We start from the raw sequence: 12,607 nt of genomic DNA on the forward strand, positions 1-12,607 counted from the left end.
GGGCCATAAACGGCCGCCACTGGGGATCATTCACTGGCCGCGGTCACGCGACCACCAGAACCGAACCGCCCCTGCCCTGCGTTTGCGCAGGTCAGGGGCGGTTCGCCGGAGCCGCCTGTCGGAATCGAACCGACGACCTAATCACGTCGGCTTTGCGGGCTCTTCCCAGATGAGGGTGTAGGTCGGCCGGGCGCGTCGGTCCGCAGATAGACGTCGAGGTCTCCCGACGATGGAGGTTCCTACGCCATCCATCCGAAAGACCTCGACGTGTCCGACGCTACCCCGCCGGCCGGCTTCGGCCGCCCTGACCTGACCGCCTTCGCTCGACTCGACGGCCTCGGTCTGAGCGTGACCGGGCAACGACTTGAACCGGATCGTGCGGTCCTCGCGTGCCGCGTGGTGGAACCAGATCAGTCTTGCCGACGGTGCGGCAGCGAAGGCGCTGCTCGTGACACCGTGATCCGGCGGTTGGCCCACGAGCCGCTGGGCTGGCGACCGACCGTGCTGGAAGTTGTAGTGCGCCGCTACCGCTGTGCCGACTGCGGACACGTGTGGCGCCAAGACACCAGCGCCGCGGCGGAGCCACGCGCGAAGCTCTCGCGCACCGGGTTGCGGTGGGCGCTGGAAGGGATCGTGGTCGCACACCTCACCGTCGCCCGTGTCGCCGAGGGACTCGGGGTCGCGTGGGACACCGCCAACAACGCGGTCCTGGCCGAAGGCAATCGGCTGCTGATCAACGACCCCACGCGGTTCGAGGGCGTGAAGGTCATTGGCGTCGATGAGCACGTCTGGCGCCACACCAGGCGTGGCGACAAGTACGTCACCGTGATCATCGACCTCACCCCGGTCCGCGATGGCGCCGGCCCAGCAAGGCTGCTGGACATGGTCGAGGGCCGGTCGAAGGCGGCGTTCAAGACCTGGCTCGCCGACCGCGACGACGCCTTCCGTGACGCGGTCGAGGTGGTCGCGATGGACGGCTTCACCGGGTTCAAGACCGCCGCTGCGGAGGAGATCCCGGACGCGGTCACGGTGATGGATCCCTTCCACGTCGTGCGCCTGGCCGGTGACGCCCTCGACAGGTGCCGGCGCCGGGTCCAACTCGCGATCCACGGGCACCGTGGGTTCAGGGACGACCCGCTCTACAAGTCGCGGCGCACGCTGCACACCGGCGCGGACCTGCTCACCGACAAGCAGAGCGACAGGCTACGCGCGCTGTTCGTTGATGACGCTCACGTCGAGGTCGAGGCGACCTGGGGTGTCTACCAGCGCATGATCGCCGCCTATCGCCACGAGGACCGGCAACGTGGCCGCGAGCTCATGGAGAAGCTGATCACCGACCTCAGCGCCGGCGTCCCCAAGGTGCTCACCGAGCTCACCACCCTGGGCCGGACCCTGAAGAAGCGAGCCGCCGACGTGCTCGCCTACTTCGAACGACCCGGCACCAGCAACGGGCCGACCGAGGCGCTCAACGGACGGCTCGAACACCTGCGCGGCTCCGCACTCGGGTTCCGCAACCTGACCAACTACATCGCCCGAAGCCTGCTCGAGACCGGCGGCTTCAGACCCCAACTCCTACACCCCCGATTGGGATGAGCCCCTAATCAGCTGTCCCAGCTGTCACGTTCGGAGTAGGGGTCACTCCTCGTCGTCAAGAGGTGACAGTGGTGGAATCGCGTCGAAGACGTCTACAATCCATTCCCATGTCCCACTGTCATCGCTTTCAAGATGTTCGCTCAAGTGAATGCGGACCCATCGATCCCGCTCATTGCCATCGAGGGCGATAGACCACGCTTCGTCTAGTCCGTTCCCGGTATGGAGACAAGATGTCCATGTCTGCTCTACAGGGACATCGGACGGCAACGACCATGTGCGCGGGTCCTCCGATGAGGATATAGGGCTGTCATGCATCAAACACAGGAACCATTCCCTTTTTCCATTGCTGAGACGTTGGTTTTCTGCTCGAACTCCGAGTGTCAAAGTATAGGTCGCTTCAAGCATCTCGAAAATCTCATCGCGACTTACTTCGCTATCATTAAAGTACAATCTTTGAATTGTAGAAATTGCCGCACCGCGACCGCCGAAGTGTCCCAGTTCTGGCAGGTACCCCTCAGGAAGATACTGGCGGACTCCCACGCTCACAGCGTTAGGTAGTTTATTCGTGACCGCAGCGAGAGAGGCGTCGTTTCCGCTGCTGAGTACCTCGTTCATGGCTTGATGCAGTTCCTCGGTCAAGCCGAAGTCCTGTTCGCCGAGTGTTGTGACGGCCTCAAGGGTACCGTCGATCAAGGCGAAAAACCGATGTTTGCTGGGGGTCTTATGTACGAGAAAGCGCTCGATCGTCCTTACGTTCACTTCAGGGATCTCCTCTATACGGTTTGTGACAAGCGCGCACGGTCGAGCTTGCGACGTGAACACTTCGGACCTACGGGATAGCGGCATACCGACCGAGGTACCACCAAAGCGGCGTTGTCGTGAGTATTCGCACTGCTTGCTCCAGTACCGCTGGAGCCGCTCGGCGCTCCATCACTTTACAGGATTCTTGCGATTCCAGGTAGCTGCTGGGTGCGTTACCGGAGTGCGGCGGTGAGGCGTTCGAGGCGGCGGAGTTGGCGGCGGGAGCCGATGACGTCCGCGTTGCGGGTGGCTTGCTCGGCGTGCGCGCGGGTGTTCTGGGCGTCGTGCTGGCGTGCGAAGGCGGCTGCGAGGTCGACGTGTAGCGCGGTGGCGGCGCGGGTGAATGTTGGGTCGAGTTGATCGAGTGCTCCGGTGAGTACGTCGATCGCTTGGGGTTCGCCGATGCGGGCGAGGGTGTGGCCGCGCCAGCGGGCGAGGTGTACAGGGTCGAGCACGATGTATGGACCCCCGTCGCTGTTCGCATCGTCCTCGGTGGGTAGTAGGGCGGCGGCGTCATCGAAGGCGCGCAGGCTTGCCGAGCGCTGCCCGTCGGCGGCGAACGCTTCGCCGTGCGCGGCGGCGAGCCAGGCGCGGAGCAGGGGAGGGCAGGCTGTGTTGTTGCGGAGTTCGCCGAGAAGCTCGGCGGCAAGGGTGGTTTGGCCGAGGTCGAGCAACACAAATGCTTGTTCGGCGGCCGTGTGAGCGCGGAACGCTGGGTCGGTAGTCTCGGCGGCGGCTCTCTTGGCATCCTCGTAGTGATGCCATGCTTCGCCGAGTTTGCCCATGTCAAGGGCTTGCCAGGCGGCGAGCGTGCCGAGCTCGGCGAGCAAGGCGGCAAGAGGTTCCCGTGTCCCCGGCGTGATGCTGTGGCTATGGAGGTCGCTGACCTGTCGGAGCTTGGCGCACACGTCCTCATGGGCTACGACGCCGCCGAGCTGACGGTCCAGTCGGCGCATTCCGTCGAGCTGTTCGTGCAGCAGACCTACCGTGCTCACGTCAACTCGGGCGGCCGACCTGATGCGGTCGCGAAGCTCTTCGCCTTCGTCGTCGTGTTGCGGACGGGAAAGCAGCTCGTCTGTCGACATCCCACAGATATGTTCGAGCAGGCGCGCAGTGTCAGGCAACAGCGCTCCGAGGGGCGCGCCGTTCGGGCCGTGACCAGCCAGGAGACGTTGCAGGTGGCGTAACCCGAGTGTGCCGGACTCGCCATGCTCACGTGCGAATTGGTCGGCATACTCGACAAACTCTTTCCGCGTCATGCGCCATTCACGAATGAGCTGTTCGAGCACGGTACGCGGCGGCCGTGCTCGGTGGGTGCTCGCCATCGTGTCCTCATCATGTCATCCGCAGGTCGTTGCGCTGAAAGTATGTCATATGAACGATGGTTTTAGCTGGCAATGCTACGGGACAGACTGGGATGCGCGGACTATGACAGACGATGAGCAACGTGATCTTGCGGCGAGGCTCGACCGGATAGAGCGCCACGTCTCGCTGCTCGAAGACTTGGTCCAGCACCTTGCCGCTGAATTGCTGCGGAAGCTGGACCGTGAATACGACGACGGGCCAGATGCCGGGAACTAAGGCGAAGTGTTCCGAGAGCCCGAGCTGATTGAGGCAGGCAAAGCAGGGCATCCCGTTGAACCCAGACAGCAGGTCGATGCTGCCAGGTGCGAATGTCTCACCGCAGAATGCCGTCAGCTCGTCCGGTACATGGTCGGGAACCGGAACCAGGTGAACGGTGCGACAGCTCTCTCCGACCAGCCCCTTGCGGAGACGGACACGCAGGATCGGCTGGTCAGGCAGCACAGTGACGTCCAAGGGTCTCGGTTCGGTGAATGCGAAGCACATTTGTGCAGCGTTGACAGCGGCTCGTCGGGCAGGCGGCCAGTGATGCGGGATGGAAGCGGATGCCGCAGATTCCTCGGTACTCGCCGAGCCGATCGGCGATGGTGTCGGCCATGTCGGTACCGGTAACGGCGTGCTCGGTTCCGGTGGTGTCGGTGACCCAGCATAGTGAGAGCCGGTGCGCGGCCGTGGCCATCGTCGTTCGCTCCTCAGGAGGTGGAATGGAAGCGCGGCGGGAGCGGGGCATGTCCTCGTCCGCTCCCGCCGCTGACCCGTGATCTCGGGATGCGTACAGCGTCGTGTCTGAGCTGCGCAGATGGAATGTCTTGCAGCTGCCATCTAGCTGACATGGCGGCGTTGCATGAGCGGTGGATAGGCTCGCGGGGTGACGGATGAACGCGGCGCTTGGCAGACCTACGGCGAACGGCTCGTCTACGACAACAAGTGGGTTCAGGTCGGCCTGAACGACGTGCAGGCACCCAACGGCGAGCGCTGGGAATACCACGTAGTGCACCTGGCGCGCATCGCTATCGCGCTGATCGTCAACGACAACGACGAGGCGCTGATGCTCTGGCGCTATCGCTTCCCGACGCAGCAGTGGGGATACGAACTGCTCGGCGGCATGGTCGATGACGGCGAGGATGCGGCGGGCACGGCCGCGCGTGAGGCGGCGGAAGAAAGCGGCTGGAAGCCACTCGGCGAACCCGAGCACCTGATCACGTTCGAACCGTTGCCCGGACAGGTCACCGCGCCGGTGGACGTGTACCTGTGGCGCGGGGCCGAGCACATCGGCGACCCGACCGACACCGAGGAAGTCGGCCGCGTCGAATGGGTACCCCTGTCGAAGGTCAACGAGCTTGCGGCACGGCAGGAACTACTCGGCGCAGGCACGCTGGTTTCGCTGTTGCACTATATGACATCGCGTTAAGACTGGTCCAGTCAGGTACTCGGGTCTTGTGGCCATGCGGCCGGGGCAGCGGCATCGATGACCCAGTGATTGCATCGCAGAACACGGTCGGCGAAGGCTATCTCTCGCTCCCCAGCAAAATTGAAACCGAGAGAGCGGCAGATGCCATTCGATGGGGCGTTCGATGTCGCCGGGAAGGCGTGTACGAGCCCCCACCTCTCATCGTCACGGGCCATGTCGAGCAGCATTCGGACGGCCAGCTTCCCAAGTCCGTGGCCCTGGAACTCCGGCAGGACCATCCAGCCGATCTCGGATATCGGTTCGCCGCCCTGGTCGTGGGTCCACAACGTCACGCTTCCCGCGACGACTCCGGGTTCGGCCCCGTCAGGGACCATCATCTTGATCCAGTCGGTACCCGATGTAGCGGCCCGGACGTCGCGGGCCACCTTGTCCTCGACGCCTTCGCGGGGCATAGGTCCGCCCAGTTCGGCCATCATGTCCGGATCGCATCGCATGCGCACATACGCTTCGATGTCGCCCAGCTCGACATCCCGCAACTGCACCCGGCGCTCGTTCTCGGCCACGTCTCCTCCTCCGCCCCCGTGATCATTTCGACCGTGTTCCATCATCCACGGGGCACCGACAAACGGCGCCGCAGGTTCTCTAGCTCGGCAGGGTGAGGCTGCTGAGACGCCGTAGGTGGCGGTCGGAGTTGAGCTGGCGACCGAGCTGTCGAGCGTGGCGTGCGTGATACTGTGAGGCCGCGTGATCGCCGGTCGCGGCGTAGGCAAACGCGAGGTCTACGAGCATGCCGACGCGGGCGCGGGCGAAGTCGTCGGGTAGTTGGTCGAGGGCATCGGTGAGTGCGTCGATGGCGGCCGTGTCTCCGATGCGCACGAGGGCGTTGCCGCGCCATCGGTCGAGATGCGTTCCACCGAGGAACACAAAGGGGAGCTGCGGGTCGACCGGATCGCTTGGCAGCAGTTCGGCTGCTTGCTCGAAGGCGTGCAGGGCGGCGGCGCGATTCCCGATGGCCGCGAGCCCTTCGCCGTGTGCCGCTGCGAGCCATGCCCCGAGGAGCGGCGAGACCTGATGCGCGGCAAGTGCGCGCGCGTGTTCGAGCTGCCGCGCGGCCTTCTCGGGCTCGCCGATATCGAGAAGCACGACGGCCTGCTCTGCGGTGGCGTGCGCCAATAGGGCAGTGTTCCCGGATTCGTACGCGGCCCGCTTGCCGCGCTCGTAGTGCTTCCACGCCTGCCCGACCGCGTTACGAGACAGTGCGAACCATCCGGCAAGGGTGGACGCCTCGGTGAGCGCACCGGCGAGCGTCGCATGCTGGCCGATATCGGTGCTGTAGTTCAGCAGCCCTTCTATCTGCGTGATCAGGTTATGGAGGTCGTCGTGCAGGCCAGGGCCGCCGAGCTTGCGGTCCGTGTACCGCATCGAGTCGATGCGCTGACGGATTGCTTCGATCATCCCCGCGTCTACCGAGCTGGCGATTTGAATGCGCTCCCGCAACTCGGCTATCTCGTCATCTTCTTCCGGATCGGGCGGCAAGCCCAATTGCTCGTTTTCGCGTCCGTAGATTTCCCGAAAGATTGGCCGGTATTTCTCGCTGACTTGTTGGCGTCCGTTTTCCCAGCGGGACAGGTTTGTCTTCATGCTGGTTTCGGACGTGGGGGTGACACCGAAGCGCGGTGACATTTCGAGGATCATCCGGACGACGGCATCCGCCTTGAGGTTGCGGCGTAAGCGAGCCTGCTTGAGCTTGGTGTCAGGCATGGCCGCAAGCCCTGTGATAACCGGTGTGACCTGCGAGGTTAGCGCGGTCGCCGCTAACGTGCGCCACCTGCGCCGACGGCCTGTGCTGCCGTCTCCTAGAGGCATGACAACGAACGGAAACCCCCAAGCAGCCGGGACCAGCAGCGCGGCGCACACGGCGCACCTACCGCTTCGACGGTCGGGACACCGGCCGAGCCTGCGCGGCGAGGTTGGCGTTCATCTCGGCGAGCTGCTTCGTAATGGTGGTAAGGGAATCCTCGATCGCGCCGAGGCGGTCACGGATCTCGTCGATGCCCGGTTCGCCGGTGTCGTGGGGACGCAGTGGCGTCCGGCCGGCGAGTACCGCGGCCAGGTGATCGGGATGCCATTCGAGGGCGGTCGAGAGAGCTTCGAGCGTGCGCGCGCTGCGCTGCCGATTCCGGGTGTTGCGCTGCAACTCCCGGACGATCGCTTGGGAGACCTGCGAGCGTTCGGCAAGCTCGCGCTGGCGCATACCGAGCTCGGCGAGCCGGTCGTTGATGGCCTTGGCGACCGCCGCCCAATTCTCCGTCACGTATCCCTCCGTGCTCCGCCTGAGCGCCGAGATTAGCGCACCATTATCGCGTTTCGCACGAACCGGGAATACTTTTCTTCTCGCTCCGCTAATATCAGCGGCCTATTGCGACTAAATCATTCTTTTTGTTCTTAGGAATTCACTTATGGCTACTTCTCTGTCTTCTGCAAGCTCGAACTACTACACGATTCGCCGGGTTGCCGCGATGCTCAGCGTCGAAGAGTGGCGCGTCCACCGCGCCATCCGCCGTGGCGTGCTGCGCCCGATTGATCGGCACGGCCGCCCGGTGATTGCGGCAAGGGACCTGACCCGCCTGCTGGGCGGGGGTGGTCGGTGATGGAACGTCACGACAGGTTGCGGCAGATCGCGGACCGGCTTGACCGGTTCACCGAGGCCACTACCGATCAGCTCGCCGAGGCGGTCGGCGCCGAGGGCGCGTGCATGGTCGCGATGACCGAGCCGGAACCGCCTGTGCTGACGGGTGAAGAGGTCAGTGACCGGAACCTTGCCGAGCGGCTGTGCTCGGGCTGCATGTTCCAGGAAGCCTGCCTAGAACTGGAACTGCGCTGGTCAGGACCCATGCAAATAGGAGTGTTCGGTGCGCTGCCAGATGAGGACCGGCGGGACCTGTATCCCATCTGGCGGGCACGCCGAGCTCGGCAGTGGGGCGGTGGTCAGCGATGATGATCACCCTTTCCCCCTTGGAAGTGCTCGCTGCCGTTGGCGTGCTGCTCGCCGTGGTGTTGGTGTGGCGAGCCAGCGTTCGTCGGGCGAAGCGGATTGCGACTGCGGCGAGGGAGAGCGCGAAGCTCGCCACGTTGGCCGGTCGGGTGGCCTTGGCCGGGGCGGTGTTCGGTGGCGTGCAGTGGGCCTTGTTGGCGTACTCGGCGAACCCGTTCCTGATCGTCGGTGCGCTCGGCATCCCGGACCTGCTCGCAGGGTACGTACTGGCTTGGGCGTTGACCGTGACCACTGTCGAGGGCGGACGCCGGGGTGGTGATCGGCGATGAGCGGTGAGGAGCAGGGCACCGAGGTGGTGCCTGCCGTGCTCGACGGTGAGTTCGTGGATGATGGTGCGCCTAAGGCTGACGCCGCGCGGCCTGAGCTTTCCGCCGCGCGGGCGGGTCGCTGGCGGGTTCCGCAGTGGTTGTGTTCGTGGCAAGGCGTGGGTCGTGCGGTTCGGGAGTTGTTGACGCGGGCGGCGTGTTCGCCGGTCTGGTTCCTGCGAGCCACGGCGCGTGGTGCTGTGCTGTCGCTGCGGTCGTGGCGATCGTGGGTGAAGGTCACTGACTTCCGCGAGGCTGCCGAGAGCTCGGAGAAGTTGGCGGATAAGTGGACCGAGATACGGGCGCTGACGCTGTTTCGTTGGAAGGTCACCGGAGCAGTGGTCGCCGTGACACTGCTTGCGGGTCTGGTCGGCGTCGTCGTCTACGGATGGACGGCAGTCTGGGCGCTGCTCGGCACGGGCTCGGTGGCGCTGGCGATCACCGGACGCCGCAAGGACGGCGCGCCCGGTCGCAAGGCCGTGCTGGCGGGTCCGCGTTCGCTGACGTGGACGATGGACCCTGGTGTTCTGGTGGATGCGTTTCGAGACGCGAAGCTGATCGGCAAAGACGAGTGGCTGCGCCTGGTCGAGCGCGCGAACCGGCAAGGTGACGGGTGGGCGGTGGTTGTGGACCTCCCGGCTACGCGCAAGGCGGCGGATGTGATCAAGCATCGCGAAGCGCTGGCTTCGGCGCTGGCGGTTGATGAGGTTCAGCTGATCGTGGATCGGGTGCGTGGCCGTGGTGGGCATGCTGGGCGGGTGGCGATGTGGGTTGCCGACGATGACCCGTACGCGAAGCCGCCGATCCGTAATCCGCTGGTCGTCATGGAGTCGTGGAACGCATGGCAACCGGTGCCGTTTGGCCGGGATGCGCGGGACCGCAAGATTGACCTCCCGTTGGTGTGGACGTCGTTGCTCGTGGGTGCGATTCCGAGGCAGGGCAAGACATTCGCGGCACGGCTCGCGGCGGCCGGTCTGATCTTGGACCCGTTCACGATGTTGTACGTCTATGACGGGAAGGGCGGCAAGGACTGGCGCGCGGCCGAAACCGTGGCACATCGGTTCGTGTCCGGTGACGAACCCGAGCATGTTGAGGCCGTGCGGGACGGGCTCGTGGAGCTGGTTGCCGAGACACAACGGCGGTTCGCGCGGATGGCCACGCTGGACGATGACGTGTGTCCGGAATCGAAGATCACCCCGGCTATCTCGACAGAGCGCGCGCTGGGCATGCCGATCACGGCCGTGATCATCGATGAAGTCCAGGTGTACCTCGAGGACGCGACGAAGGTGGATGTCGGCGGGAAGAAGACCACCCTCGGCGCGTACATCGCCGACCTGTTGACCTATCTGGCGAAGAAGGGGCCAGCGGCGGGGATCGTGGTCATCCTGGCGACTCAGCGGCCGGACTCGACCACGATTCCCTCCCGGCTGCGCGCGGTGCTCGGCTCCCGGTTCGCCTTGCGGGTGATGGACTGGCGCGACTCGAACATCATCCTTGGCGAACAGATGAACGCGCGCGGTTTTGATTCTTCGCGGCTGTTGGCTACGCACAAGGGAGTGGGCATCCTCCGTCCAGACGGGGAGACTGAGGCCGGGGACAACGTGCTCGCGATGACCGTGCGGACGTACTTCATGCCCAACGACGACTGGCGAGCCATCTGTGAACGCGGAAGGGAACTACGCGAACGGGCGGGGACGCTGACCGGGCATGCCATCGGCCAGGAACCCGCGCCCGCGCTCGGCACCGCCAACATGGCCGGGGTCATCACCGCTAGCGCGGTCGAGACCGGGCCGGACCTGTCCGGCATACCTGAGCCGCTGGCAGCGGTGCTGCTCTACCTGCACGAGAACGCCAACGGCCGGGAGTTCGTGCCGACCGCCGAGCTTGTCGAAGCTCTCGAACTGGAGGCCACCAGCTTCGGCAAGGACATGGGCGAACTCGGCTGCGCGCCCGTTCGCGACCGCGTGACCGGCGAAGACGGGGAACAGCGCCGCGTACGCGGCTACCGAACCGCTGATATCCGCGATGCTGTCAACCGTGCGCGGCAAAGGTCGGACCTCAACGGCCCGGTTGACGGTGGTGATGGCGATGAGCCGTAACCGTATGCCTGAGACGCGTGTCAAGGTAGTATTACCTGCTGAATTGCCGGAGGTAACGCCAGGGTTGGCGCGGGCATTGCTTGCCGCGTTGATCGAGCTGACCGAGATACCCGTGCTGGAACTGCCGGGCGAGGAGGTGGACCGTGACCGCTGAAATCATCGGCGACGAGTGGGCGACGCTGGACGAACTGCTCGGGGTCGAGACGGTCGTGGACATGGACGCCGAACGGGTCGGCCCGGTCGCACTGTACGGGCGGTGCTCGACGGAGGACAACCAGGACCCGGAGACTTCGCGGGCGTGGCAGGAGGGCAACGCGGCGAAGTTCATCGAACCGCTCGGCGGCCAGGTCACGGCGCGCTACTTCGATATCGGTCAGTCTCGGTCGGTGCCCTGGGAACGGCGGCGGGAAGCATCGGCCCTGCTGGCCGCGCTCAAGAACCCGAACCGTGGGTGGAACGCCGTCGTCGTCGGCGAGGGCACCCGGTGTTGGTTCGGCAATCAGTTCTCGCTGATCGCTCCGCGCTTCGCGGCACACGGTGTCGAGCTGTGGGTGCCCGAGTTGGGCGGACGGTTCGATCCGCGCAACCCGTCGCACAAGATGCTCATGTCCGTGCTCGGTGGGATGTCCGAGTCGGAACGCCAGCACGTGCAGGCGCGGGTGCGGGCGGCGATGGATGCGCAGGTCGTGAATGAGGGTAGGCACCAAGGCGGGCGCGCGCCGTACGGCTATGTGACCGTTGATGGTGGGCCGCATCCGAACCCGAGCAAGGCCGCCGAGGGGCACCGACTGCGAGTGCTGGCGATCGATGAACCAGCCGCCGAGGTGGTGCGGCGCATCTTCGCCGAGTACCTGGACGGCAACGGAGACCGGGCCATCGCGCGGATACTGAACCTGGAGGGTACTCCGTGTCCCTCGGCGCGTCGGCCGGACCAGAATCGGCACCGGCAGCAAAATGGGTGGCAGGGCAACACGGTGCGGGCCATCCTGGACAACCCGCGCTACACGGGCTACGCGGTGTTCGGCCGGTTCACTCGGCACGAAACGCTGCTTGACCCGGATGATGTTGCGGCCGGGTACGTGACTCGGTTGCGGCGGGCCGACGCCACTACGGTTGTGCGGTCGCGTAGGCCCGCGCATCCGGCGATCGTGAGTGTGGAGACCTTCACGCAGGCGCAGTTGCTGCGGCGGTCGAAGGCGGCCGGGGGACTGGCGACCGCGCGCAAGGCCGAGCGCGGGACGCCCCGTACCACTCGCCTCTACATCCTGCGCGGGCTGATCCGGTGCGGGGTGTGCCAGCGGAAGATGCAGGGAGCCACGATCCGCTCGGGCGCGTACTACCGGTGTTCGGCGCGCACGCTCACCCCCGGTTCGCAAGTCGTGGATCGGCACCCGCGCACGGTGAACCTGCGCGAGAAGATGCTTCTCGACCCGATCAATGCATGGCTCGGTCGCCTGTTCGCGCCGGAGAACCGGGATGAGACGGTCGCCGCGCTCGAAGCATCGGCGAGCCAGTCGACCGATCGGGCCAGCTACGAGGCCGCGAAGCAGCGACTCAAGGACGCCGAGGCGAAGCTGAAACGGCACCAGGCGGCGATCGAGGCAGGCGTGGACCCGGCCGCGCTTGTGGACGCCATCAACGACGCCCAAGCCGACCGGGCGGCGGCACTGGCCACAGTGGACAGTAACCCGGAACCGAAGGGATTGAGTCGAGCCGAGATTTATGCGGCAATCGATTATCTCGGCGAGATAGGACCGCAGTTGAAAAATACCAAACCCGCGACTCTCGCGGAAATTTACAAGAAAGTGAGACTTGAACTGAAATATGAACCAGGTGAATCACTAGTACACTGCACTGTAAGGCCCTGTGTAGCTAATGCTGGTGTCGGAGGGGGGACTTGAACCCCCACGTCCATTATTAGGACACTAGCACCTCAAGCTAGCGCGTCTGCCATTCCGCCACTCCGACTTGGCTTATTCAG

General features: G+C 65.1%; 14 protein-coding genes and 1 tRNA gene. 8 read left to right on the forward strand and 7 right to left on the reverse strand.

From position 1 onward, the window contains the following. Positions 1-267: 267 nt before the first annotated feature. The gene (locus A37U_RS0137675) at positions 268-1,593 is read left to right on the forward strand and encodes an ISL3-like element ISPfr2 family transposase (protein WP_026197714.1); all 1,326 of its coding nucleotides are present in this window, start codon (positions 268-270) and stop codon (positions 1,591-1,593) included. Between the two features lie 42 nt (positions 1,594-1,635). Here A37U_RS0137675 and A37U_RS52360 read toward each other — a convergent pair whose 3' ends face one another. From A37U_RS52360 to A37U_RS49215, 3 genes are all read right to left on the reverse strand, one after another. Next, positions 1,636-2,352 (reverse strand): hypothetical protein, encoded by a 717-nt coding sequence (locus A37U_RS52360; RefSeq protein WP_157183297.1) that lies wholly within the window; start codon positions 2,350-2,352, stop codon positions 1,636-1,638. Positions 2,353-2,567: 215 nt separating this feature from the next. Further along, the gene (locus A37U_RS0137680; RefSeq protein ID WP_026198032.1) at positions 2,568-3,719 is read right to left on the reverse strand and encodes an NsdA family TPR-like regulatory protein; all 1,152 of its coding nucleotides are present in this window, start codon (positions 3,717-3,719) and stop codon (positions 2,568-2,570) included. Between the two features lie 10 nt (positions 3,720-3,729). Continuing rightward, entirely contained in the window at positions 3,730-4,212 is a 483-nt protein-coding gene (locus A37U_RS49215) for a hypothetical protein (protein ID WP_157183298.1), read from the reverse strand. 412 nt (positions 4,213-4,624) lie between these two features. Between A37U_RS49215 and A37U_RS0137695 the strand changes: the two genes are divergently transcribed. Continuing rightward, a complete protein-coding gene (locus tag A37U_RS0137695; protein WP_020501823.1) occupies positions 4,625-5,167 on the forward strand; it encodes an NUDIX domain-containing protein in 543 nt (180 codons plus the stop codon). An 11-nt stretch (positions 5,168-5,178) separates the two neighbouring features. On the opposite strand, the gene A37U_RS0137700 is transcribed toward A37U_RS0137695, so the two are convergent. The 3 genes from A37U_RS0137700 to A37U_RS0137710 form a co-directional block, all read right to left on the reverse strand. Continuing rightward, positions 5,179-5,730: a GNAT family N-acetyltransferase gene (locus A37U_RS0137700; RefSeq protein WP_020501824.1), complete on the reverse strand. Its 552-nt coding sequence runs from the start codon at positions 5,728-5,730 to the stop codon at positions 5,179-5,181. 79 nt (positions 5,731-5,809) lie between these two features. Then, complete coding sequence (locus A37U_RS0137705; protein ID WP_020501825.1) at positions 5,810-6,928, reverse strand: NsdA family TPR-like regulatory protein; 1,119 nt, start codon at positions 6,926-6,928, stop codon at positions 5,810-5,812. Positions 6,929-7,091: 163 nt separating this feature from the next. Then, a complete protein-coding gene (locus A37U_RS0137710; RefSeq protein WP_020501826.1) occupies positions 7,092-7,481 on the reverse strand; it encodes a helix-turn-helix domain-containing protein in 390 nt (129 codons plus the stop codon). Between the two features lie 145 nt (positions 7,482-7,626). Here A37U_RS0137710 and A37U_RS50705 point away from each other — a divergent pair, with 145 nt between their 5' ends. The 6 genes from A37U_RS50705 to A37U_RS49220 are packed head-to-tail and all read left to right on the forward strand — an operon-like array spanning position 7,627 to position 12,527. Further along, entirely contained in the window at positions 7,627-7,818 is a 192-nt protein-coding gene (locus A37U_RS50705) for a helix-turn-helix domain-containing protein (RefSeq protein WP_083934219.1), read from the forward strand. After that, entirely contained in the window at positions 7,818-8,165 is a 348-nt protein-coding gene (locus tag A37U_RS0137715; protein WP_020501827.1) for a WhiB family transcriptional regulator, read from the forward strand. Before A37U_RS50705 ends, A37U_RS0137715 begins: the two co-directional genes overlap by 1 nt. Beyond that, positions 8,162-8,491 (forward strand): hypothetical protein, encoded by a 330-nt coding sequence (locus A37U_RS0137720; protein ID WP_020501828.1) that lies wholly within the window; start codon positions 8,162-8,164, stop codon positions 8,489-8,491. The genes A37U_RS0137715 and A37U_RS0137720 overlap by 4 nt, the downstream gene beginning before the upstream one ends. After that, positions 8,488-10,626 (forward strand): FtsK/SpoIIIE domain-containing protein, encoded by a 2,139-nt coding sequence (locus tag A37U_RS0137725; protein WP_020501829.1) that lies wholly within the window; start codon positions 8,488-8,490, stop codon positions 10,624-10,626. Before A37U_RS0137720 ends, A37U_RS0137725 begins: the two co-directional genes overlap by 4 nt. Continuing rightward, entirely contained in the window at positions 10,616-10,780 is a 165-nt protein-coding gene (locus tag A37U_RS52365) for a hypothetical protein (protein WP_157183299.1), read from the forward strand. The genes A37U_RS0137725 and A37U_RS52365 overlap by 11 nt, the downstream gene beginning before the upstream one ends. Then, the gene (locus A37U_RS49220; RefSeq protein WP_026198033.1) at positions 10,770-12,527 is read left to right on the forward strand and encodes a recombinase family protein; all 1,758 of its coding nucleotides are present in this window, start codon (positions 10,770-10,772) and stop codon (positions 12,525-12,527) included. Before A37U_RS52365 ends, A37U_RS49220 begins: the two co-directional genes overlap by 11 nt. Here the strand turns inward: A37U_RS49220 and A37U_RS0137740 are convergent. Further along, positions 12,506-12,594: transfer RNA gene (locus tag A37U_RS0137740), tRNA-Leu, on the reverse strand. The two genes, A37U_RS49220 and A37U_RS0137740, sit on opposite strands and share 22 nt — an antisense overlap. Between the last annotated feature and the right edge of the window lie 13 nt (positions 12,595-12,607).

It is taken from the genome of Sciscionella marina DSM 45152, assembly GCF_000379465.1.
Taxonomy (GTDB): Bacteria; Actinomycetota; Actinomycetes; order Mycobacteriales; family Pseudonocardiaceae; genus Sciscionella; species Sciscionella marina.

Coding starts and splice junctions, on each gene's coding strand:
- A37U_RS0137680 (WP_026198032.1), bottom strand. CDS start 3,719: ATGGCGAGCACCCACCGAGCACGGCCGCCGCGTACCGTGCTCGAACAG.
- A37U_RS0137705 (WP_020501825.1), bottom strand. CDS start 6,928: ATGCCTGACACCAAGCTCAAGCAGGCTCGCTTACGCCGCAACCTCAAG.
- A37U_RS50705 (WP_083934219.1), top strand. CDS start 7,627: ATGGCTACTTCTCTGTCTTCTGCAAGCTCGAACTACTACACGATTCGC.
- A37U_RS0137715 (WP_020501827.1), top strand. CDS start 7,818: ATGGAACGTCACGACAGGTTGCGGCAGATCGCGGACCGGCTTGACCGG.
- A37U_RS0137720 (WP_020501828.1), top strand. CDS start 8,162: ATGATGATCACCCTTTCCCCCTTGGAAGTGCTCGCTGCCGTTGGCGTG.
- A37U_RS0137725 (WP_020501829.1), top strand. CDS start 8,488: ATGAGCGGTGAGGAGCAGGGCACCGAGGTGGTGCCTGCCGTGCTCGAC.
- A37U_RS52365 (WP_157183299.1), top strand. CDS start 10,616: ATGAGCCGTAACCGTATGCCTGAGACGCGTGTCAAGGTAGTATTACCT.